This window comes from Bradyrhizobium elkanii WSM2783 (assembly GCF_000472865.1).
Lineage (GTDB): Bacteria > Pseudomonadota > Alphaproteobacteria > Rhizobiales > Xanthobacteraceae > Bradyrhizobium > Bradyrhizobium elkanii_A.
In genome coordinates, this window is sequence record NZ_AXAP01000010.1 from 99,092 (window position 1) to 120,842 (window position 21,751).

The 21,751-nt window shown below is 64.2% G+C and carries 18 protein-coding genes; 13 read left to right on the top strand and 5 right to left on the bottom strand.

Going from position 1 to position 21,751, the window contains the following annotated elements; genetic code table 11:
• Positions 1-33: 33 nt before the first annotated feature.
• Both YY7_RS0111920 and YY7_RS0111925 read right to left on the bottom strand, forming a co-directional pair.
• Positions 34-1,470 (bottom strand): glutamine synthetase family protein, encoded by a 1,437-nt coding sequence (locus YY7_RS0111920; RefSeq protein WP_028163435.1) that lies wholly within the window; start codon positions 1,468-1,470, stop codon positions 34-36.
• Between the two features lie 31 nt (positions 1,471-1,501).
• Positions 1,502-2,860 (bottom strand): aromatic ring-hydroxylating dioxygenase subunit alpha, encoded by a 1,359-nt coding sequence (locus YY7_RS0111925; protein WP_028163436.1) that lies wholly within the window; start codon positions 2,858-2,860, stop codon positions 1,502-1,504.
• Positions 2,861-2,978: 118 nt separating this feature from the next.
• Between YY7_RS0111925 and YY7_RS0111930 the strand changes: the two genes are divergently transcribed.
• The gene (locus YY7_RS0111930) at positions 2,979-3,764 is read left to right on the top strand and encodes an IclR family transcriptional regulator domain-containing protein (protein ID WP_028163437.1); all 786 of its coding nucleotides are present in this window, start codon (positions 2,979-2,981) and stop codon (positions 3,762-3,764) included.
• A 190-nt stretch (positions 3,765-3,954) separates the two neighbouring features.
• Here the strand turns inward: YY7_RS0111930 and YY7_RS0111935 are convergent, their stop codons facing one another.
• Positions 3,955-4,863: a helix-turn-helix transcriptional regulator gene (locus YY7_RS0111935; RefSeq protein ID WP_028163438.1), complete on the bottom strand. Its 909-nt coding sequence runs from the start codon at positions 4,861-4,863 to the stop codon at positions 3,955-3,957.
• A 138-nt stretch (positions 4,864-5,001) separates the two neighbouring features.
• Between YY7_RS0111935 and YY7_RS0111940 the strand changes: the two genes are divergently transcribed.
• The 4 genes from YY7_RS0111940 to boxB all read left to right on the top strand — a co-directional run bounded on the left by YY7_RS0111940 (position 5,002) and on the right by boxB (position 10,839).
• Entirely contained in the window at positions 5,002-6,537 is a 1,536-nt protein-coding gene (locus YY7_RS0111940) for a benzoate-CoA ligase family protein (protein WP_028163439.1), read from the top strand.
• 106 nt (positions 6,538-6,643) lie between these two features.
• Positions 6,644-7,450, top strand: coding sequence for an alpha/beta fold hydrolase (locus tag YY7_RS0111945; RefSeq protein ID WP_028163440.1), 807 nt, complete (start codon positions 6,644-6,646; stop codon positions 7,448-7,450).
• Between the two features lie 121 nt (positions 7,451-7,571).
• The gene (boxC, locus tag YY7_RS0111950; protein ID WP_028163441.1) at positions 7,572-9,260 is read left to right on the top strand and encodes a 2,3-epoxybenzoyl-CoA dihydrolase; all 1,689 of its coding nucleotides are present in this window, start codon (positions 7,572-7,574) and stop codon (positions 9,258-9,260) included.
• A gap of 127 nt (positions 9,261-9,387) precedes the next feature.
• On the top strand, positions 9,388-10,839 hold the full coding sequence (gene boxB / locus YY7_RS0111955) for a benzoyl-CoA 2,3-epoxidase subunit BoxB (protein WP_028163442.1): 1,452 nt from the start codon (positions 9,388-9,390) through the stop codon (positions 10,837-10,839).
• Between the two features lie 143 nt (positions 10,840-10,982).
• Here the strand turns inward: boxB and YY7_RS0111960 are convergent, their stop codons facing one another.
• Both YY7_RS0111960 and YY7_RS0111965 read right to left on the bottom strand, forming a co-directional pair.
• On the bottom strand, positions 10,983-11,792 hold the full coding sequence (locus tag YY7_RS0111960) for an SDR family oxidoreductase (protein WP_028163443.1): 810 nt from the start codon (positions 11,790-11,792) through the stop codon (positions 10,983-10,985).
• A gap of 311 nt (positions 11,793-12,103) precedes the next feature.
• A complete protein-coding gene (locus YY7_RS0111965; protein ID WP_035689957.1) occupies positions 12,104-13,165 on the bottom strand; it encodes a polysaccharide deacetylase family protein in 1,062 nt (353 codons plus the stop codon).
• Between the two features lie 168 nt (positions 13,166-13,333).
• Between YY7_RS0111965 and YY7_RS0111970 the strand changes: the two genes are divergently transcribed.
• The 8 genes from YY7_RS0111970 (at position 13,334) to pstB (ending at position 21,747) form a co-directional block, all read left to right on the top strand.
• The gene (locus YY7_RS0111970; protein WP_028163445.1) at positions 13,334-14,728 is read left to right on the top strand and encodes an OmpA family protein; all 1,395 of its coding nucleotides are present in this window, start codon (positions 13,334-13,336) and stop codon (positions 14,726-14,728) included.
• Positions 14,728-15,024, top strand: a complete 297-nt coding sequence (locus YY7_RS0111975; RefSeq protein ID WP_028163446.1) for a hypothetical protein — start codon at positions 14,728-14,730, stop codon at positions 15,022-15,024. The genes YY7_RS0111970 and YY7_RS0111975 overlap by 1 nt, the downstream gene beginning before the upstream one ends.
• A gap of 326 nt (positions 15,025-15,350) precedes the next feature.
• A complete protein-coding gene (locus YY7_RS0111980; RefSeq protein WP_028163447.1) occupies positions 15,351-16,406 on the top strand; it encodes a lysylphosphatidylglycerol synthase domain-containing protein in 1,056 nt (351 codons plus the stop codon).
• Between the two features lie 32 nt (positions 16,407-16,438).
• Positions 16,439-17,737, top strand: coding sequence for an ATP-binding protein (locus YY7_RS0111985; protein WP_028163448.1), 1,299 nt, complete (start codon positions 16,439-16,441; stop codon positions 17,735-17,737).
• Between the two features lie 143 nt (positions 17,738-17,880).
• Positions 17,881-18,891, top strand: coding sequence for a phosphate ABC transporter substrate-binding protein PstS (pstS, locus tag YY7_RS0111990; RefSeq protein WP_028163449.1), 1,011 nt, complete (start codon positions 17,881-17,883; stop codon positions 18,889-18,891).
• 201 nt (positions 18,892-19,092) lie between these two features.
• Positions 19,093-20,082, top strand: coding sequence for a phosphate ABC transporter permease subunit PstC (pstC, locus tag YY7_RS0111995; RefSeq protein WP_035689936.1), 990 nt, complete (start codon positions 19,093-19,095; stop codon positions 20,080-20,082).
• A gap of 1 nt (position 20,083) precedes the next feature.
• Positions 20,084-20,929, top strand: a complete 846-nt coding sequence (gene pstA / locus YY7_RS0112000; protein ID WP_028163451.1) for a phosphate ABC transporter permease PstA — start codon at positions 20,084-20,086, stop codon at positions 20,927-20,929.
• Positions 20,926-21,747: a phosphate ABC transporter ATP-binding protein PstB gene (gene pstB / locus YY7_RS0112005; protein ID WP_028163452.1), complete on the top strand. Its 822-nt coding sequence runs from the start codon at positions 20,926-20,928 to the stop codon at positions 21,745-21,747. The genes pstA and pstB overlap by 4 nt, the downstream gene beginning before the upstream one ends.
• Positions 21,748-21,751: the final 4 nt, after the last annotated feature.

A 21,751-nucleotide genomic window follows, 5' to 3' on the forward strand; every position in this document is an offset into this window, starting at 1 on the left:
GGTCTACTGTCCTTGTTCGCGGCGTCCGTCCCCTCAGAACATCTCGAAATATTCGCGATGCTCCCAGTCGGACACCTCGGCCTGGAAGCGCTCGATCTCGGCGTTCTTGATGTGCACGTAGTAATCGACGAACTCCGCGCCCAGCGCCTGACGGAAGAACGGGTCGTCGCTCAGTGCGAACACCGCCTCACGCAGGCTCTTTGGCAATAGCGCCGCCTTGGTTTCGTACGGAGTGTCGGCCGATGGCCCCGGATCGAGCTTGCGGTCGATGCCGTCGAGCCCCGACAGGATCTGCGAGGCCATGTAGAGATAGGGATTGGCGGCCGGCTCCCCGATCCGGTTCTCCAGCCGCGTCGCGGGATCGCCCGCGCCGCCGAGCACGCGGATCATGACGCCGCGATTGTCACGGCCCCAGATCGCGCGGTCCGGCGCCAATGAGTAGGAGCGGTAGCGCTTGTAGCCGTTGATGGTCGGCGTCGTGAACACGGTGGAGGCGCGGGCATGCTCCAACAGCCCGGCGAGATAGCAGGACCCGAACGGGCTCAAGGCCTGGTCGGGCTCCCTCGCCATGAGTGCATTCTCGCCGCTTGTGCGCGACATCAGCGACTGATGCAGGTGCCAGCCCGACGCAAACACGTTCGGCAGCTTCGGGCGGCACATGAAGGTCGCGTGATAGCCATGCCGCCGCGCGATCTGTTTCACGGCGGCGCGGAACAGCACCATGGTGTCGGCCGGCTCGATGCCTGCGGTCGGCTGGAACGTGAATTCGCACTGGCTCGGGCCGAACTCGACCTCGACCGAGCGCAGCGGCAGGCCGAGCGCGAGGACGTCGCGGCGGATGATCTCCAGCGCCGGCTCCATCTGGTCGTAGCGCTGCTCGGTCAGATATTGATAGCCGTGCGAGAGCAGGCTCACCGAGGGCGGCCGGCCCGGCTGACCGGAATCCTCCGGCGCCATATGCGCGTCGTCGAGCTTGAAAAGGTGGAATTCGACCTCGAGGCCGGCAATGAAGTCATAGCCGCGCGCGCCGAGCTGTTCGAGCACCCTGCGATAGAGATTGCGCGTCGCGAACGGCACCGGCCGGCCGTCATTGAAATAGATGTCGCAGAGCAGCCAGCCCGTCGTGGGCGCCCATGGCAGTATCCGGAACGTAGTGGGGTCGGCCACCATCAACACGTCGGCGGCGCCTTCCATCTCCTTCATGCCGAAGCCGCCGCCGGCGGTGAATACGGGAAACACCGTCTTGTGCGAAGTGTCCTTCGCCAGCATGGTGGTGGTGATGGAGCAGCCGCTTTCCAGCGCGCGCACCGCTTCGCTTGCGATCAGCGTCTTGCCGCGCAGGATGCCGTGCTGGTCCGGAAACGACAGCCGGATGACTTCGAGGTTGTTTTCTTCGACGATGCGGCGGACGCGCGCCGCCGCCGCCTTTTGCTCATCCGACCACAGGCCGTGACGCTGGACAAAGCTCAACGCGCTGTTCCCCCTTGCTGACGCCGCCCGCTCACTCGGCCGCCGAGAGATGCCGCACCTTGCCGGCGATCTCGCTCGGCACCGGCGCGGCCCACGGCGCGCCGCGGCGCCGCTTGACGTCGACTTCCATCCAGTAGAGCTCCCAGCCCTGGGTCGGCCCGATGCCGTCCATGGTCGCGGGACCCTGGATGCTGCGGGAGGTCGCCTCATCCAGGAACAGCATCGGTTTCTCGCCGCCGGACACCTTTTCGATCTCCTGCCGCAACAGCCGGCGATACTGCACGATCGCCTTGTCGCTTTGGCCGAGATGCTCCTTGGTGCGATCCTGGATCGGGCCCATCGATTCCACCGCCCATTGGTCGTGGACGTTGATGTCGTTGCCCATGCCGGTATAGGTCGCCGTCATCTGCTCGTGCGGATCGAAGCCGTAATCGTTCGACCTGTTCTTGCGCGAGATGTAGTCAGGCAGCTCATAGAGCTCGAGCCGCTGGTCGCGCATCTTCTTCTTGTCGACCGGCGCCGTGTAGCTGGTGAAGATCGCGTACCAGTAGCAGTTCTCGTCATCGACAGGCACATGCCACTGCGTGATCGTCATCTCCGTGCTCATCGGAATGACGAAGCCGTGCGGGAAGAGCTGGTTGGTCACGCGCACATGGGTGCGCGCTTCGTCCAGTTCGCGCAGCGCGATCAGCCGCAGGCCATATTCGGTGTGCTCGACATTGATGGTGGGCCGGTCATATTCGCGCAGGATCCTGGTCATCGGCATCTCGGATCCCGCGGACGCGCCGCGGAACTGCTTGCCATACGCGGTCGAGGTGTCCTCGTCCTCGAAGAAGCGGTGCAGGTAGGAGGCGTGCGAGGGATCGATGCCGACTTCGAGCGCCTGCAGCCAGTTGCAGTTCATGTGACCCTTGAAGGCGAAGGTGTGGCTGCCGGGCGCCACGAAGCAGTCGATCTCCGGAAAGGCCGGCGGGGTACCTTCGCCGAGATAAGCCCAGAGGATGCCGCTCTTCTCGACCACGGGATAGGAGCGCTGCCGGATGCCTTTGCAGAGCTGCGAGTTCTTCGGCTCGGCCGGCGTCTCCAGGCATTGACCGGTGACGTCGAACAGCCAGCCGTGGAAGGCGCAGCGCAGGCCGCCATGTTCCAGCCGGCCGAAGGCGAGGTCGGCGCCGCGATGCGCGCAATGGCGCTCGATCAGGCCGTAGCGGCCCTGCTCGTCACGAAACAGTACGAGATTTTCGCCAAGCAGCCTGACGGGGCGTACCGGCCGCGGCCCCTCGAGTTCGTCAACCAGCGCCGCCGGCTGCCAGTACATCCGCATCAATTTCCCGCACGGATCCTTCGGCCCGGTGCGGGTGATCAGGTCGTTCTGCTCCTGGCTCATCATGGCGGCGTTCCTTCCCGGGTATCTGGATTTGTTCGCCTATTGAACGAATGGGCGAATTATGCCATGGCTCAATACGGCGGCAAGCCCAATTTTTGATCCGCGCCGCCAAGGGCGGGCTATGCCGAAGCTGAAGCGTGAAGATCGCGAGGAGCGCGCCACCGATTTCGTCGAAAGCCTCGACCGTGGGCTGCGGCTGCTCCAGATCTTCGGCACCATCACCGGCCCTGCGACGCTGAGCGATCTGGCGCGTGCCGCCGACCTGCCGCGCGCCACCGCGCGGCGCATCCTGTTCACGCTGGAGCGCGGCGGCTTCGTCGCAACGGATGGCAAGCTGTTCACGCTCACGGCGCATGTGCTGACGCTCGCAGGATCGTACCTGCGCTCGAACCAGGTGATCGCGGTGCTCCAGCCGGTGCTCGATCGTATCGCGAGCGCGGCGCAGGAGATTAGTTCGCTGGCCTTGCTCGATGGCGATGAGGTGGTGTTCGTCGCGCGCGGCAGCCCGGCGCGGATGTTCTCCAGCGGTCTCGATATCGGCTACCGCCTGCCGGCCTTCTGCACCTCGGTCGGCCGCGCCATGCTCGGCCGGCTCCGTGATGAAGAACTGGCAATGCGGTTGAAGGCGATGCGCCGCGAGGCGCTGACGCCGCAGACGGTGACCGACCCGAAGCGGCTGCTCGCCGCCATCATTGCCGATCGGCAAAAGGGCTATTCACTGGTCGACCGCGAAGCCGAGCCGCATTTCCGCTCGATCTCGGTGCCGGTGCGCCGCTACGACGACACCATCGTTGCCGCCATCAACATGGGCGCCCATGTCGACCGCGTGCCGACGGAAGAGTTGATCGAACGCTTCCTGCCGCTGCTGCGCGAGGGAGCGGAGGATGTGAGAGGCAGGTTGCTCTGAAGCGTGTAGCCCGGATTGCGCTTCGCTCTTTCCATTCTACGACTGTCGTCCCCGCGAAGGCGGGGACCCATAACCACAGGGAGAGGTTGTGGCGCGAGCAAGCAGTTGCGGCGGAGCATACAACAAAGGTCTGTGGTTATGGGTCCCGGGTCAAGCCCGGGACGACGGGGGAGTTGCGTGGTTGGCGTAACTACATCGCCACGCTGCGCAAGCCAAAACTGCGCGCCTGGTTCTGCAGCACCGGCGTCACTGCTTCGATCAGCCGCGCGGCTGCGGCATCGACGGAAAGGCCGGCCGTATCGACCACGGCCGATGCGCGGGAGTAAAGCGGCTCGCGGCTGAGCAGGATATTGCGCAGCTCGGCCATCGCCGAGCGATCGTCGGCCATCGGCCGCAGATCACCTTGCCGGCGCACCCGCGCCATGTGTTCCTCCGGCTCGGCCTTCAGCCAGATCGTGTAGAACGACGACAGGATCAGGTCGAAGGTCAACGGCTCGGAGACGATGCCGCCGCCGGTGGCCAGCACCATCAGTTCGTTCCGCGTCAGCAATTGCTTCAGCGCGGCCTGCTCCATGCGCCGGAAACCTTCCTGGCCGTAAAGCGCGATGATCTCGGCGACGGAGAGGCCGTTCTCGCGCTCGACCTCCTTGTTGAGCTCGACAAAGCTCCAGCCGATTCGTTTCGCCAGCATCCTGCCGAGCGTGGACTTGCCGGCGCCGCGCAGCCCGATCAGGGCGATGCCAGAGAATGAGGCGCGCCGCGGCGTGGATGCGCTGCCGCCGGCGAGGATGTCCTTGGCATGCGCGATCTGGTCCGGCGTTGCTTTGCGCAGGAGATCGCGGATCACGGCCCAGTCCGGCGCCGGTTCAGCGGAGGGGATCAGGTCTTGCAGATGCGCGCCCATCGCGTGCGACACCCGGCGCAGCAGCACGATCGAGACATTGCCCTTGCCGCTTTCGAGCTGCGCGATATAGCGCTCCGAAATTCCCGAAACCTTGGCGAGCACTTTCCGCGACATGCCGCGCAGCGCGCGCATCGTGCGCACGCGCTGGCCGAGCTGTTCTAGGAAATCGGTTTCAGGATCGCCTTGGTCTGTCATGTCCCCCCGCAAAGGAGTCGCAGGAAGGATAGTGCCGACGAGGATTGACAGCAAGCCGCTCCAGTGGCTTTCTATGAATTATAATTCTTAAAATCTGGGGAGAGACGTCGTGGCGCGCGTAGGCGTACGGAGCAGGGCATGAGCGGCACCTCCTACAACGCGGTGACTTGGCTGTTGGACCGCAATGTCGACGAGGGCCGCGGCGACAAGCTCGTCTTCGACGACACCGTCTCGCAACTCACCTATGGCGAGCTGCAGCGACAGACGCGTCGCCTTGCCAACCTGCTGCGCCGTCTCGGCGTCCGCCGCGAGGAGCGGGTGGCGATGATCATGCTCGACACGGTCGATTTCCCGATCGTGTTCTTGGGCGCGATCCGCGCCGGTGTGGTGCCGGTGCCGCTGAATACGCTGCTCACCGCGGATCAATATGCCTATGTGCTCGCCGACTGCCGCGCGCGGGTGCTGTTCATCTCCGACGCGCTGCTGCCGATGGTGAAGGACATCGTCGGGCGGATGCCTGACCTCGAGCATGTCGTGGTCTCCGGCAAGGATGCGCACGGCCACAAGACGTTTTCCGACGAGCTGGCGCGCGAGGGCGATGACTTCACGACCGCCGCGACTCATCCCGACGAGCCCGCATTCTGGCTCTATTCGTCAGGATCGACCGGCATGCCCAAGGGCGTGCGCCACCTGCATTCCAATCTCGCCGCGACGGCCGAGACCTACGCCAGGCAGGTGCTCGGCATCCAGGAGAACGACATCGGGCTCTCGGCGGCAAAGCTGTTCTTTGCTTACGGTCTCGGCAACGCGCTCACCTTCCCGATGTCGGTCGGCGCCACCACCATCCTCAACTCGGAGCGGCCGACGCCTGCGGTGATGTTCGCGCTGATGAACAAATATCACCCGACCATCTTCTACGGCGTGCCGACGCTGTTCGCGTCGATGCTGCACGATGAAGCGTCGAAGACGATGCCCGCGGGGAAGCGGCTGCGCATCTGCACCTCCGCCGGCGAGGCGCTGCCGGAATCCGTTGGCAATGCCTGGAAGGCGCGTTTCGGCGTCGATATCCTTGACGGCGTCGGCTCGACCGAGCTCTTGCACATCTTCCTGTCGAATGCGCCCGGCGACATCAAATACGGCTCGTCCGGCCGTCCCGTCCCCGGCTACAGGGTGCGCCTCGTCAATGAGTCCGGCACCGACGTGCCGGACGGCGAAGTCGGCGAACTCTTGGTCGATGCGCCCTCTGCCGGCGAGGGCTACTGGAATCAGCGCAGCAAGAGCCGGCAGACCTTCGAAGGCCACTGGACCCGCACCGGCGATAAATACATCCGCGATGCCGAGGGCCGTTACACTTTCTGCGGCCGGAGCGACGACATGTTCAAGGTATCCGGCATCTGGGTCTCGCCTTTCGAGGTCGAGAGCGCGCTGATCACCCATCCCGCGGTGCTGGAAGCCGCCGTCGTGCCGGAAGCCGATCCGGAAGGATTGCTCAAGCCGAAGGCCTTTGTGGTGCTGCGCGCGGACGCGAACACCGATGGCTTGCACGAGACGCTGAAGGAGTACGTCAAGCAGAAGATCGGCCCGTGGAAATATCCGCGCTGGATCGAGGTGGTCGAGAGCTTGCCCAAGACCGCGACAGGCAAGATCCAGCGCTTCAAGCTGCGGGAACACTAGTCGTCATGGCCGGGCTTGACCCGGCTATCCACGTCTCGCCACTTGGCAAAAGGACGTGGATGCCCGGGACAAGCCCGGGCATGACGAGAGACACAAGTGGAGCAACATGACTCTTTCTCCGTCCGGCTTCCTTCGCATCAACGGCTCCGATCTCGAATACCGCATGATCGGTCCGGCTCCTGACGCAGCACCAACCATCGTGATGCTGCATGAAGGCCTGGGCTCGGTCGGACTGTGGGGTGACTTTCCGGAGAAGCTGCAGGCAGCGACCGGCGCCGGCGTGTTCGCCTATTCGCGCGCCGGCTATGGCGCCTCGAGCCCGGTGAAGCTGCCGCGGCCGCTCGACTATATGCACACCGAGGCGCAGGAGGTGCTGCCGAAGCTGTTGGATGCCATTGGCTTCCGCCGCGGGCTTCTGGTCGGGCATTCCGATGGTGCGTCGATCGCGGCGATCTACGCCGGCTCGCACCAGGACCATCGCCTGCAGGGCATCGCATTGATCGCGCCGCATTTCATCGTCGAGGACATCTCGGTGAAGTCGATCGCGGAGATCAAGACGATGTACGAGAGTACGAACTTGAAGGAGAAGCTGGCGCGCTGGCACAAGGACGTCGACAACGCCTTCTACGGCTGGAGCGGCGCCTGGCTCGATTCGAAATTCCGGGACTGGGATATTTCCGAATACCTCGCCTATGTCCGCGTACCCATCGCGATCGTGCAGGGCGGGGCCGACCAGTACGGGACGTTGCGCCAGGCCGAGATCGCCAAGGAAGAGTGCTACTGCCCGGTCGATGTCACGGTCATTCCGGGCGCGGGACATTCGCCGCACCGCGAGGCGCCGGAGGCAACGCTCAACGCAATCGCGGATTTTGCCGAGGCGGCGTTGCGGACTGACCAGCCGCAAGCGGCCTAGGCCATTGGCCGAGTACCGGAACATGAAGCAAAGTGCATGTTCTCGCGTTTTTGACTAGACCTATTCCAAAACATGAATTATTGTGCATATCCAGATAACCAATAACGCACAAGGGTGGCTCATGGCCGGTGAGGATCGCGTGCTCGCGAACGGCGCGAAATACATCGATTTTCAGACCGACCCGTCCCGGTACCGGCATTGGAAGCTTGATGTCGACGGCGAGGTCGCAACCCTGACCATGGACGTCGACGAGAATGCCGGCCTGTTCGAAGGCTACCAGCTCAAGCTCAATTCCTACGACCTCGGCGTCGACATCGAACTCGCCGACGCCGTGCAGCGGCTGCGCTTCGAGCATCCCGATGTGAAGGTCGTGGTGATGCGCTCGGGCAAGAACCGCGTGTTCTGCGCCGGCGCCAACATCCGCATGCTCGCGGGCTCGACGCACGCGCACAAGGTCAATTTCTGCAAATTCACCAACGAGACCCGCAACGGGATCGAGGATTCCTCGGAGAATTCCGGCCAGCGCTTCATCACCGTCGTCAACGGCACCGCGGCCGGCGGCGGCTATGAGCTGGCGCTGGCGACCGACCACATCATCCTCGCCGACGACGGCGCGGCCGCCGTGGCGCTGCCGGAAGTGCCGCTGCTCGCGGTGCTGCCGGGCACCGGCGGGCTGACGCGTGTCGTCGACAAGCGCAAGGTCCGCCGCGACCATGCCGACTTCTTCTGCACCATCGAGGAAGGCATCAAGGGCAAGCGCGCCGTGCAGTGGCGCCTCGTCGACGAGATCGCGCCGAACAGCAAGCTGGAAGGCAAGCTCGCCGACCGCGTCAAGGAATTCGCCGCCAAGTCGACGCGCAACGGCAGCGGCAAGGGCATTGCGCTCTCGCCCCTCAACCGCGTGATCGACGAGAACAGCATCCGCTATGGCTTCGTCAGCGTCGATATCGACCGCGCCGCACGCATCGCCACGATCTCGATCCAGGCGCCGGAGGCCGCGCCGCCGTCCGATATCGACGGTCTGATCGCGCAAGGAGCGGCGTTCTGGCCGCTGCAGGTCGCGCGCGAGCTCGATGACGCGATCCTGCATCTGCGCATCAACGAGCTCGGGATCGCGATGCTGGTGTTCAAGAGCCACGGCGATCCCGCTCATGTCGTCGCTTACGACGATTTCCTCGAAGCCAATAAGTCCCATTGGCTGGTCAACGAGATCAGGCACATTTGGAAGCGCGTGCTGAAGCGCATCGACGTCACCTCGCGCACGCTGGTGGCGCTGGTCGAGCCCGGCTCCTGTTTCGTCGGCACGCTCGCCGAACTCGTGTTCGCCGCCGATCGCTCCTACATGCTGATCGGCTCGCGCGAGGGCGACAACCGTCCGCCGCCCGCGATCCAGCTCACCGCGATGAATTTTGGGCCCTATCCGATGAGCCACGGACTCACCCGTCTGCAATCACGCTTCCAGGCCGACCCATCCGATCTTGAGCGGGCGCGTGGCGCGATCGGCAAGGCGCTCGATGCGGAAGAGGCCGAAGGGCTCGGCCTCGTCACCTTCGCGCTCGACGACATCGACTGGGACGACGAGGTGCGCGTGTTCCTGGAGGAGCGCACCAGCTTCTCCCCCGACGGCCTCACCGGCATGGAAGCCAACCTGCGCTTCGTCGGCCCCGAGACCATGGAATCGAAAATCTTTGCCCGTTTGACCGCGTGGCAGAACTGGATCTTCCAGCGCCCCAATGCGGTCGGCGAGGAGGGCGCACTGCGCCGTTACGGCACCGGCCAGAAGGCGCAGTTCGATATGACGCGGGTTTGAAGATTTGGTGCGTCATGGCCGGGCTTGTCCCGGCCATCCACGTCTTCCTTCGTCGAGGGAGGGAAGTGCGTGGATGCCCGGGACAAGCCCGGGCATGACGGAAAGAATATGCCCCAAGGAGGCTGCCATGAACGTCAACATCATGAACGTCGACTACTCGACCAAGATTCCCAACAACGTGAACCTGTCGGCGGATCGCCAGGTCTTGAAGGCGCTGGAGGGCTGGCATCCCGGCTACATGGACTGGTGGAGCGACATGGGACCGGAAGGCTTCCAGCAGTCGCTGGTCTATCTGCGCACCGCCTATTCGGTCGATCCGCGCGGCTGGGCCAAGTTCGATTACGTCAAGATGCCCGAATATCGCTGGGGCATCCTGCTCGCGCCGCAGGAAGAGAATCGCGTGGTTCCGTTCGGCGCCCATTATGGCGAGCCGGCCTGGCAGGAAGTGCCAGGCGAGCACCGCGCCATGCTGCGGCGGCTGATCGTGATCCAGGGCGACACCGAGCCGGCCTCCGTCGAGCAGCAGCGCCATCTCGGCAAGACCGCGCCCTCGCTCTACGACATGCGCAACCTGTTCCAGGTCAATGTCGAGGAGGGCCGCCATCTCTGGGCGATGGTCTATCTGCTGCAGAAATATTTCGGCCGCGACGGCCGCGAGGAGGCGGATGACCTGTTGCGCCGCCGCTCCGGCGACACGGACTCGCCGCGCATGCTGGGCGCCTTCAACGAGAAGACGCCCGATTGGCTCTCCTTCTTCATGTTCACCTATTTCACCGACCGCGACGGCAAGATGCAGCTCCACTCGCTGGCGCAATCCGGCTTCGACCCGCTGTCGCGCACCTGCCGCTTCATGCTGACGGAAGAAGCGCATCACATGTTCGTCGGCGAGACCGGCATCAGCCGTGTCGTGCAGCGGACCTGCGAGGCGATGCGGGAAGCCGGTATCGAGGATCCGACCGATATCGCGAAAGTCCGGGCGTTAGGGGTGATCGACCTGCCGACCATCCAGAAGAAGCTGAACCTGCATTATTCACTGTCGCTCGATTTGTTCGGCTCCGAAGTCTCGACCAACGCCGCCAACGCCTTCAACGCCGGCATCAAGGGCCGCTACAAGGAGACGACGATCGAGGACGATCATCAGCTCCAGAACTCGACCTATCCGGTGCTGAAGCTGATCGACGGCGAGCTCAAGCTGGTCGACGAGCCGGCGCTGACCGCGCTCAACATGCGCCTGCGCGACGACTATACGCAGGACTGCGTCAAGGGCATGCTGCGCTGGAACAAGGTGATCTCGACATCAGGCTACGACTTCAAGCTCGCAGTGCCGCACGTCGCCTTCCACCGCGCCATCGGCGAGTTCAAGGACGTCGAGGCGACGCCCGAGGGCATCCTGATCGACAAGGCGACCTGGGAGAAGCGCAAGGCTGAATGGTTGCCGACAACCGAAGATGGCGAGTTCATCGCTTCGCTGATGAAGCCCGTCACCGAGATCGGGAAATTCGCCTCTTGGATCTCACCGCCGAAGGTAGGTATCGACAACAAGCCCGGCGATTTCGAGTACGTGAAGATCGAGAGCTGATCTCGCTGTCGTCCCTGCGAAAGCAGGGACCCATAACCACAGGCGTTTGTTGTGGACGCGCGCAAGTGGTTGCGGCGGAGCTTGCCACACACGCCTGTGGTTATGGGTCCCGGCTCAAGGCCGGGACGACACCGTAATTGTCGCTAAGAATCCCAACCGCTGCCCTTGATCCCGGCATTCGCATAGACGATGCCGCCATCCACCGTGATGGTGGCGCCGACCACATAGTCGCCGGCGCGGGAGGCGAGATAGATCGCAGCGCCCGCCATGTCCTCGTCGGTGCCGATCCGGCCCGACGGCACCTTCGTCGCGACCTCATCGGCATTGTCGCGCGCCGCGCGGTTCAAGTCCGATTTGAACGGCCCCGGCGCGATCGCGGTGACCACGACGTGGTCCTTGATCAGCTTCACCGCCATCCGCCGCGTCAGGTGGATCAAGCCGGCCTTGCTTGCGGCATAGGAATAGGTCTCCAGCGGGTTGACGAAGATGCCGTCGATCGAGGCGATGTTGATCACCTTCGCCGGCCGCTCCGCGCTCGCGGCCGCGCGCAGCGGCGCGGCCAGCGCCTTGGTCAGGAAGAACGGCGCCTTGACGTTGAGGGTCATCACCTTGTCCCAGCCGCTTTCCGGAAAGTCGTCGAAGTCCGCGCCCCATGCCGCGCCGGCATTGTTGACGAGGATGTCGAGCCTCGGCTCGCGCTTCTTGATCTCGGTGGCCAGCACCTCGATGCCGGCGAGACTGGAGATGTCGATCGGCAGCGCGATGCACTCGCCGCCATATTCGGCCGAAAGTTCCTTTGCGGTCTCTTCGCACGGCCCGGCTTTCCGCGCGGTGATGTAGACCTTGGCCGCGCCCTGCGCGAGGAAGCCCGCGGCGATCATCCTGCCGATGCCGCGCGATCCACCCGTCACCAGCGCAATGCGGCCCTTGAGTGAAAACAGATCCTTGAACATGCGTTCCTCCGATTGCTTGCCGAAGGTTGTGAAAGGAGCATCGAGACGAGTCAAGGAACTACCCGCAACGCGGAGCAGCTCGCGTGCTTTGTTCGCTCGCCAATCATCACAACTTCAAGGCTGCGAGTTGATGCGCCCTCGCCCCTTGCGGGAGAGGGCGGCTCCGGCGCTACGGCAAATTCGCTTGGGTGAGGGGTTCTCTCCACGAACACCTGCGCCTGTGGAGACAACCCCTCATCCGGCGTGGACTGCGTCCACGCCACCTTCTCTCACAAGGGGAGAAGGGAAGGGCCGTAGCGAGGGTAGAAAAGCTACGCCGCGTCGATGCGGCGGAAGCCGTTCCAGACGGCGGTGGCGGCGCCGGAGGTGAGGACGGGGATGATGCGCGCGTCCTGGTAGTTGCCGTTCAGCGAGACGCGCTGCACGGCGGTCAGGTGATCAGCGCTTTCCGGGAAGATCATGCCCGGCCGCGTCGTCACGGCGGTCTTGAAGCCCGCGGCGCTGGCAAGGGCGAATTCGCGTTGGCCGGCCGCGATCTTGTCGCCATAGGGATAGGCGAAATGCAGCACCGGCCGCGCCAGCGCCGCTTCGATCCGCTCCCGACTGGCGGTCATCTCGAACGCCGCCACGTCCTCGGACTGCCGGGCGAGGTTGCAATGGGTGATGGTGTGCGCGCCGATTGTCACCAGCGGATCGTTGGCGAATTCCTTCAGTTCGTTCCAGGACATGCAGAACTTGCGCGCGATCGTCGTCTCGTCGACATCATGGCGTGCGCACAGCGCCGAAACCTCGCGCTGGACATCCTGCTCGCCCGGCAAGCTCCGCAACCAGTCGTGCAACTGCTCGAAGGCGGTGTGTTTCGCCTCCGGCGTCGAAGTATCGATCGGCGTCATCGCTCCGCCGACCGGCGCCTCGATCGCGGCCGCCTTGGCGACCACCTGCTCCAGCGCGATCCACCACAGCCGGCCGGTCCCTTCCGCGAAATCGCTGGCGGCGTAGACAATGAACGGCGCGTCGAACTCGCGCATGACAGGCAGTGCATGGTCGCGGTTGTCGCGATAGCCGTCGTCGAAGGTGAAGCAGGCAAAGCGCCGCGCGAAATCGCGCTCGGTCATTCGCCGGTGCATCTCGTCCATGGTGACGATATCGATGTCCAGCGAGCGCAGATGCTCCAGCATCGCGCGCAGGAACTCCGGTTCAACCTCGAGATGATGGTTCGGCTGGAACTCATCGTTGCGGCGTGGCCGGACATGGTGCAGCATGAAAACCGCGCCGACGCCTGCGAAGATTGGTCGCAGCAGGAAATGGGCTCCGGAGAAATACAGCGCTTCGAGCCCGGCGCGGATAACGGTTTTTCTGAGCTGTTTTTTCATCCGCGACATCGGCCGGCCGGTTGCATTACGGCGCGAAATTAGCGAACCACCGCTGAACAAACGGTTAGCCGGCCCGGTTATACGCGGCTCTTTGCCAGACGCGGTATTTCGGGTTTGACAGTCAGCCAAGGGTTTGTTTTCTCTCTGGTTCCGGAGCCAGGACCCCGAATGCACGAACTTTTCAAGTGGAGTCGCAAGTGGTGGCCGGGCGTGATTCCGCTGGTCATCTGTTGGGGTATCGCGGCCTGGACCACGACCGCAACCGTGGAGGCTGATCTCGCCGCGCGATCAAACGCCGCGCTCAAGGACACCATCCTTGACAAGCGCAGGATCGCGGTCGCCGGGCGGGACGTGACGTTTGCCGCCGAGGCGTTCTCGGAGGAGGGCCGTCAGAGCGCGGTGGCCTCCGTCGAGGCAGTGCCCGGCGTGCGCCTCGTCAATAACGAGACGCGGCTCGTTCCCGAAGCAAAGCCATTCGTCTGGTCGGCCGAGCGCGACGTCGTCCGGGTGACACTCACCGGCAGTGCGCCGTTACCGTCGAGCAAGGGCAAGCTGCTCGAAGCGGCCCGCAATACGCTTGGCAGCGTCGAAGTCGCCGACCAGATGTCGCTCGCGCGCGGCGCGCCGCCGCGCTTCGACAGTGCGGCGCTGCTGCTGCTCGACCAGATCGGCAAGTTGAAGGATGGCAAGATCACGTTGACCGACACCAAGGTCAACCTGTCCGGCATGGCGCGCGAACTCGGCGGGCGCGAGGCGATCGCGGCCGCGCTACGGAATCTGCCGGAGGGCTATTCGGTCGCAGCCAATGACATCAAGGCGCCGCCCTACATCTTCCAGGCCTACAAGGATCCGGTCGCGGTGACGCTGACGCTCACCGGCAATGTGCCCGACAACAACGCTCATGCCGCGCTCGTCGCGGCCGCCGAGCGCAAGTTCTTCTCGGAGAAGGTCGTCGACAACCTCAAGGCCAGCCTGGGCGCTCCTTCCGGCTTTGCGAACGCCGTGGTGCCCGCGCTCGGCGCCTTGTCGCGGCTGTCGACCGGCACGCTCGTGGTGACCGATCGCGAAGTGAAGCTGTCGGGCGATGCGTTCTATGACGCCGCCGCCAACCAGATCCGCGCCGGACTCGGCCGGGATTTTCCGCAAGGCTGGCAGTACAAGGCCGATATTTCGGTGAAGCCGGCGGCCTCCCCGGTGGATGCGACCGTGTGCCAGCAGCTCTTCACCGAGCTGCTGTCGAAGGCGAGGATCCGCTTTGAATCGGGCAAGGCCGATATCTCCGCGGATTCCGTGGGCCTGCTCGATCGCCTGACCGAGACCGCGCTGCGCTGCCCGAATGCCACGATCGAGATCGCCGGTCACACCGACAGCGACGGCGACGAGAGCGCCAACCAGGCGCTCTCGGAACGGCGCGCGGAGGCGGTGATGGACTATCTGGTCAAAGCGGGCCTGCCGCCAACCCGCTTCCAGGCGGTCGGCTACGGCGCTACGCAGCCGCTTGCCGGCAACGACAGCGAAGAAGGCAAGGCGCAGAACCGCCGCATCGATTTCGTGGTGAAGTGATGGCCTATTTGGCGACGTTCTTCTGGGGTTGGCTGCTCGCGGCGCTGTTGATCGGCCTTGCGATGGGCTGGATATCGGTGGTGCAGCACGGGGAAGGCGTGTCACGAAAGCTGGCGCGATGGCTGGCGCTGCTCGCGGCGATCCTGATCGCCCTTGCGCTCGGCCACATCGTTCCCGGCCGGTTCGGCTATTGGCTCGACCTGTTCCTGATCATGTTCGCGCTCTACCTCGCCGGATGCCTGGTGGGATCGTGGCTGCGTGATTGGGTGGTGTCGCGCAGCCAGCCGGCCCGATGAGGTGGTCGGGTGAGGCGGCAAGTTGCGGCCGCCCAGCGCGTTTTCGTGCTCCCGATGGCTGCTGCCGGGACGTTCGGTCGCATCGGTGCCGGGCTGGCCATGGCCCGCGCCTACGTGTCAACTCCTTGTAGGATCGGAGAGAATGCAGCAAAACTGTGCACCTGCTGTCATGAACTCCCCCTAATGTGTTGAAGATGCGCGTTTTATCGTCGCCAGACGAATTCCACTTCGACCCGAAACGCGCTACGACAGGCGGGAGGGAACAGCGGAGCGTCGGCGGGGTTCGCCCGATAGCCGTCGTCGCAGGATCGCAATTCGAGGTCTAGATGCTGGAAGCAATCCGCAGGGCGATCGCGTTTCTGCGCCAGAAGCAGGTCCTGCACAAATTGGGCGTTGCGATTAGCATCACGGTCATCGCGATCGCGTGCTACGTGCTCTATCACATGCTGCGTGGCATCGACACCAACGAGGTGCTCGAGGCTATCAAGAGTACCGAGCCGCGCCAGATCGCCCTGGCGGCGCTGTTCGTGGCGGCCGGCTATTTCACGCTGACCTTCTACGACCTGTTCGCGGTGCGCGCGATCGGCCACAGCCACGTTCCCTACCGCATCAATGCGCTCGCCGCCTTCACCTCCTATTCGATCGGGCACAATGTCGGCGCCAGCGTCTTCACCGGCGGGGCGGTGCGCTACCGCATCTATTCGGCCTGGGGGCTGAACGCGATCGACGTCGCCAAGATCTGCTTCCTGGCCGGGCTGACCTTCTGGCTCGGCAATGCCGCCGTGCTCGGCATCGGGATTGCCTATCATCCGGAAGCCGCCGCCGCGATCGATCAGCTTCCACCCTGGCTCAATCGGGTCGCGGCATTCACCATCATCGTCGCGCTGGTAGCCTATGTGGTCTGGGTCTGGACCCAGCCGCGGGTGGTCGGGCGCGGGCCCTGGACAGTGACGCTGCCGGGCGGCCCGCTGACGCTCTTGCAGATCTGCATCGGCATCATCGACCTCGGGTTCTGCGCCCTGGCGATGTACGTGCTGGTGCCGGACGAGCCCAATCTCGGCTTTGTCGTGGTGGCCGTCATCTTCGTCTCGGCGACGCTGCTGGGCTTTGCCAGCCACTCGCCCGGCGGCCTCGGCGTATTCGACGCCGCCATGCTGGTCGGCCTCTGGCAGATGGACCGCGAGGATCTGCTCGGCGGGATGCTTTTGTTCCGGATGCTCTACTATATTTCACCTTTTGTCGTATCTGTAATCTTGCTGACGTTTCGGGAGCTTATCCTTGGAGCGCGAATCAAGCGCCTGCGCCATTTGGGAGCTGGCTCCGACGCCAAACCGCGGCATGAGGCCGTTTATGTCCGCGAGCGCGGAGACACCAGCGCCTGACGCCGCCGCCTGAACAGGAAGAAGCCGGCTCAATGGCCCTTCACGAATCCTCTTCCTCCTTTTTCTCGCCGTGGCCTGACCGGCTGCGGCACTCGGCTATTGTCCTGCTTGCGGCGGGGCTGGCGCTCAGCGTGCTGGTCGCGCTCGATGAACTCTCGCTGATCCGCGCCTTTGCGGTGTTCCTCTGCATCGCCGCCGCGGCGCTGGTGCCCTGGCGCCTGCATGACGTGGCGGCCTCCCGCGAGGACACCCGCAGCGTCAATCCAGTCGAGAACGGGGCGGTTGCCGCCGTCGTCGCCGGCATGCCGGACCCGGCCGTGCTGCTCGACCGTGCCGGCCGCGTCATTCATCTCAATGCCGCGGCGGCCCAGTTGGCGCCGGCGCTGCGCAAGAACGAGCTGGCCCAGTTCGCGCTGCGCTCGCCGGAGATCATCACCGCGCTGCGCGAGGCGATTGCCACCACCGAGCCGCGGCGCGCCACCTATCTCGACCATGTCCCGGTCGATCGCTGGATGGAATTGGTGATCACGCCGGTGCCGGTGCCGACCCTGTTCGGCGGCACCGACAAATGCATGCTGATGACCTTCCATGACCTGACGCCGCTGCGCCGGGTCGAGGAAATGCGCGCCGACTTCGTCGCCAATGCCAGCCACGAATTGCGGACGCCGCTCGCGGCGCTGTCGGGCTTCATCGACACCCTGCAGGGGCCGGCCAGGGACGATCCGCGGGCGCGGGAGCGCTTCCTTGGCATCATGCATACCCAGGCTACGCGGATGGCGCGGCTGATCGACGATCTGTTGTCGCTGTCGCGGGTCGAGCTCTCGGCCCATGTCCGCCCTGACACCTGCGTCGACCTGATCCCGATCATCCGCCAGGTCGCCGACGGCCTGGAGCCGCTGGCGCGCGAGCGGCAGGTCGTGATCGAGATCCAGCTTCCCGAGACGCCGGTCATGATCGCGGGCGACCGGGAGGAGCTGTTGCGGCTGTTCGAGAACCTGATCGAGAACGCGCTGAAATACGGCGCCTCCGGCGGCCGGGTGATCGTCTCGCTAAAGGAGGCCGCCTCCGGCGAGGGCGCCCCCGAGATCCGGGTCCTGGTGCGGGATTTCGGTCCCGGCATCGCCCCGGAACACCTGCCGCGGCTGACCGAGCGCTTCTATCGGGTCGACGTCGGCGACAGCCGCCTCCAGGGCGGAACCGGGCTTGGATTATCCTTGGTGAAACATATTCTTAACCGTCATCGCGGCCGCCTCTTGATCGAAAGCGTGCCGAAAAACGGCGCTACTTTTACCGCCTGTTTTCCCCAGGTGAAGACCCCTGCGGCGGCATAAAATCAAGCAATTTCAATTGCTTGAATGTGTCATCCAACTGTCATCCAACCTTCGTAAAACGAGCATCGACCGCTCCTAAACGGACCGGCGTGAGCGCGATCGGGCGCATCCGGCGCTTCGCTCACAGGATTGGAGACCACCCCATGAATTTCTTTAGGACAATCGTCGCTGCCGGCTTGGTGGCCGTTTCGACGTCGGCCTTTGCGGCCGATATCACTGGCGCAGGCGCGACATTTCCGTTCCCGATCTATTCCAAATGGGCGGACGCCTATAAGAAGGAAACGGGCAACGGGCTGAATTATCAGTCGATCGGCTCCGGCGCCGGCATCAAGCAGATCCAGGCCAAGACCGTGACCTTCGGTGCCACCGATGCGCCGCTGAAGGCCGAGCAGCTCGAGAAGGACGGACTCGTCCAATGGCCGATGGTGATGGGCGCGATCGTGCCGGTCGTGAATCTCGAAGGCATCAAGCCGGGCGAGCTCGTGCTGTCGGGCGAAGTGCTCGGCAACATCTATCTCGGCAAGATCACCAAGTGGGACGATGCGGCGATCGCCAAGCTCAATCCGAAGCTGAAGCTGCCCTCTGACGCCATCACCGTCGTGCGCCGCTCGGACGGTTCGGGCACCACCTTCAACTTCACCGACTTCCTCTCCAAGTCGAATGCCGACTGGAAGTCCAAGGTTGGTTCGGGCACCGCGGTCGAGTGGCCGGTTGGCGTTGGCGCCAAGGGTAACGAGGGGGTTGCGGGCAACATCAGCCAGACCAAGAACGCCATCGGCTATGTCGAATACGCCTACGCCAAGCAGAACAAGCTGACCTATGCGGCGATGGTCAACAAGGCCGGCAAGACCGTGCAGCCGACCATTGCTGCGTTCCAGGCCGCTGCTTCCAACGCGGACTGGGCCAAGGCTCCGGGCTACTACGTGATCCTGACCGACCAGCCGGGCGATGCGTCCTGGCCGATCACCGCGGCGACCTTCATCCTGATGCACAAGGAGCCGACGGATAAGGCGGCCTCTGCGGAAGCCATCAAGTTCTTCAAGTGGTCGTTCGAGAAGGGTGGCAAGGCCGCCGAAGAGCTCGACTACATCCCGATGCCGGAGCCGGTCGTCAAGCTGATCGAGAAGACCTGGTCGTCGGACATCAAGAGCTGAGCCTCGCATAGCGAGCGTCGCGCCCTGTCCTCTGCGGGCGCGACAAAGTCGAGAAACCGGAATCCATCGCTTCGCAACCGAAGCTGTGGATTCCGGGTCTACGCCCGACGGGGTGCATCCTGCGACGATGCGGGAAAACGTTCAGGACGGGTCGCGCAGTAAGTTGCGATCGAGTAAACACAGGGGATTGGCGTGGCAGACATGGCCGTTCAAAGCGACGTAATGGCAGCCTCCGGACCTTACGATCGTGCCAGGGCCCTCAGCGCCTTCAAACTCGGTGACATCACCTTCTACTGGATCACTCGCGCCTGCGCGATTTCGGTGCTCCTGATCCTAGGCGGTATCATCCTTTCGCTGATCGCCGGCGCCTGGCCGGCAATGAAGGAATACGGCTTCTCGTTCCTGTGGACCCAGCGCTGGGCGCCTTCGGCAGACCCGCCGGTGCTCGGCGCGCTCGGGCCGATCTACGGCACGCTGATCACCTCTGTCATCGCTATGATGATTGCCATTCCAGTTGGCATCGGCATTGCGATCTTCCTCACCGAGCTCTGCCCACAATGGCTGCGCCGCCCGATCGGCATCGCGATCGAACTGCTCGCCGGCATCCCCTCGATCATCTACGGCATGTGGGGCTTCTTCGTGCTGGGCCCGTTCCTCGCCAACACCTTCCAGCCGTTCATGATCCGCGTGTTCGACGGCGTGCCGGTGCTGGGCGCGATATTCGCAGGCCCGCCATCCTATCTCAGCCTGTTCAACGCGGCGCTGATCCTGGCGATCATGGTGCTGCCCTTCATCACGGCGATCTCGGTCGACGTGTTCAAGACGGTGCCGCCGGTCCTCAAGGAGGCGGCCTACGGGGTCGGCTGCACCACCTGGGAAGTCGTCCGCAACGTCGTGATCCCCTACACCCGCGTCGGCGTGATCGGCGGCATCATGCTGGCGCTCGGCCGCGCCCTCGGCGAAACCATGGCCGTGACCTTCATCATCGGCAATTCGTTCCGCATCTCCTCCTCGATCTTCGCGCCCGGCACCACGATCTCCGCGGCGATCGCCAGCGAATTCGCCGAGAGTGACGGATTGCACCAGTCGGGCCTGATCCTGCTCGGCCTCTTGCTGTTCGTGCTGACATTCATTGTTCTCGCCTGCGCGCGACTGATGCTGATGCGTCTGGAAAGGAAGGCGGGGAACTGACATGAACCCGATTTACAAAGCACGCCGCCGCAACGACATCATCATCCGCGGGCTTTGCATCGCCGCTGCCGCGTTTGGGGTGACCTGGCTGGCGCTGATCCTGTTCACGCTGTTCTACAATGGTCTCGCCGGCCTCAGCCTCGACGTCTTCACCAAGAACACGCCGCCGCCCGGCTCCACCGATGGCGGCCTGTTGAACGCGATCGTCGGCTCGGTGATCATGACCGTGATCGGTGTCGGCATCGGCGCGCCGCTCGGCCTGTTCGCGGGCACCTATCTGGCCGAATATGGCAAGCATGACCGGCTCACCTCGGTGATCCGCTTCATCAACGACATCCTCTTGAGCGCGCCGTCGATCATCATCGGCCTGTTCATCTATGGCGCGGTCGTCGTGCCGATGGGCGGCTTCTCCGCGCTGGCCGGCTGTCTGGCGCTGGCGGTGATCGTCATCCCGGTCGTGCTCCGCACCACCGAGGACATGCTGCTGCTCGTCCCCAACCCGCTCCGGGAGGCGGCCTCCGCGCTTGGCCTTCCGCGCTCGCTGGTGATCAAGCGGATCGCCTATCGCGCGGCGCGCTCCGGCCTGATCACGGGCGTGCTGCTGGCGACCGCCCGCGTCGCCGGTGAGACCGCCCCGCTGTTGTTCACCGCGCTGTCCAATCAGTTCTTCAGCCTGAACCTGACCAAGACGATGGCGAACCTGCCGGTGACCATCAACAACTTCGTGCAGAGCCCCTACGCCTATTGGAAGGAGCTCGCCTGGAGCGGGGCCTTGCTTATCACCTTGACCGTGCTCGCGCTCAACATCGGCGCGCGCATCCTCGGCGCCGAAAGGAGCGCAAAATGACCGATCTGTCCGTATCGACGACCAGCCCGAGCGCGGCCATTCCCCAGAAGTCGCTGCCGGAAGCGGCGCCAAAGGTGACTGCGCGCAGCCTCAACTTCTATTACGGCGAGCACCATGCGTTGAAGAACATCAACCTGACGCTCGGCACCAACCGCGTCACCGCCTTTATCGGCCCGTCCGGCTGCGGCAAGTCGACCCTGCTCCGGATCTTCAACCGGATGTACGACCTGTATCCCGGCCAGCGCGCCACCGGCCAGTTGATGCTGGACCAGACCAACATCCTCGACCCGAAGCTCGACCTCAACCTGCTGCGGGCGCGGATCGGAATGGTGTTCCAGAAGCCGACGCCGTTCCCGATGACGATCTACGAGAACATCGCCTTCGGCATCCGCCTTTACGAGAAGATCTCGAAATCTGAAATGGACGGCCGCGTCGAGAAAGCGCTGCGCGGCGGCGCGCTGTGGAACGAGGTCAAGGACAAGCTCAACGCCTCCGGCCTGAGCCTCTCCGGCGGCCAGCAGCAGCGCCTCTGCATCGCCCGCACGGTTGCGGTGCGGCCCGAAGTTATCCTGTTCGACGAGCCCTGCTCGGCGCTCGATCCGATCTCGACCGCCAAGGTCGAGGAGTTGATCCAGGAATTGTCGGAGGACTACACGATCGCGATCGTCACGCATAACATGCAGCAGGCGGCGCGCGTCTCCGACAAGACCGCGTTCATGTATCTGGGCGAACTGATCGAGTTCGACGACACCAGCAAGATCTTCACCTCGCCGAGCGATCGACGCACCCAGGACTACATCACCGGCCGGTTTGGTTGAGGAG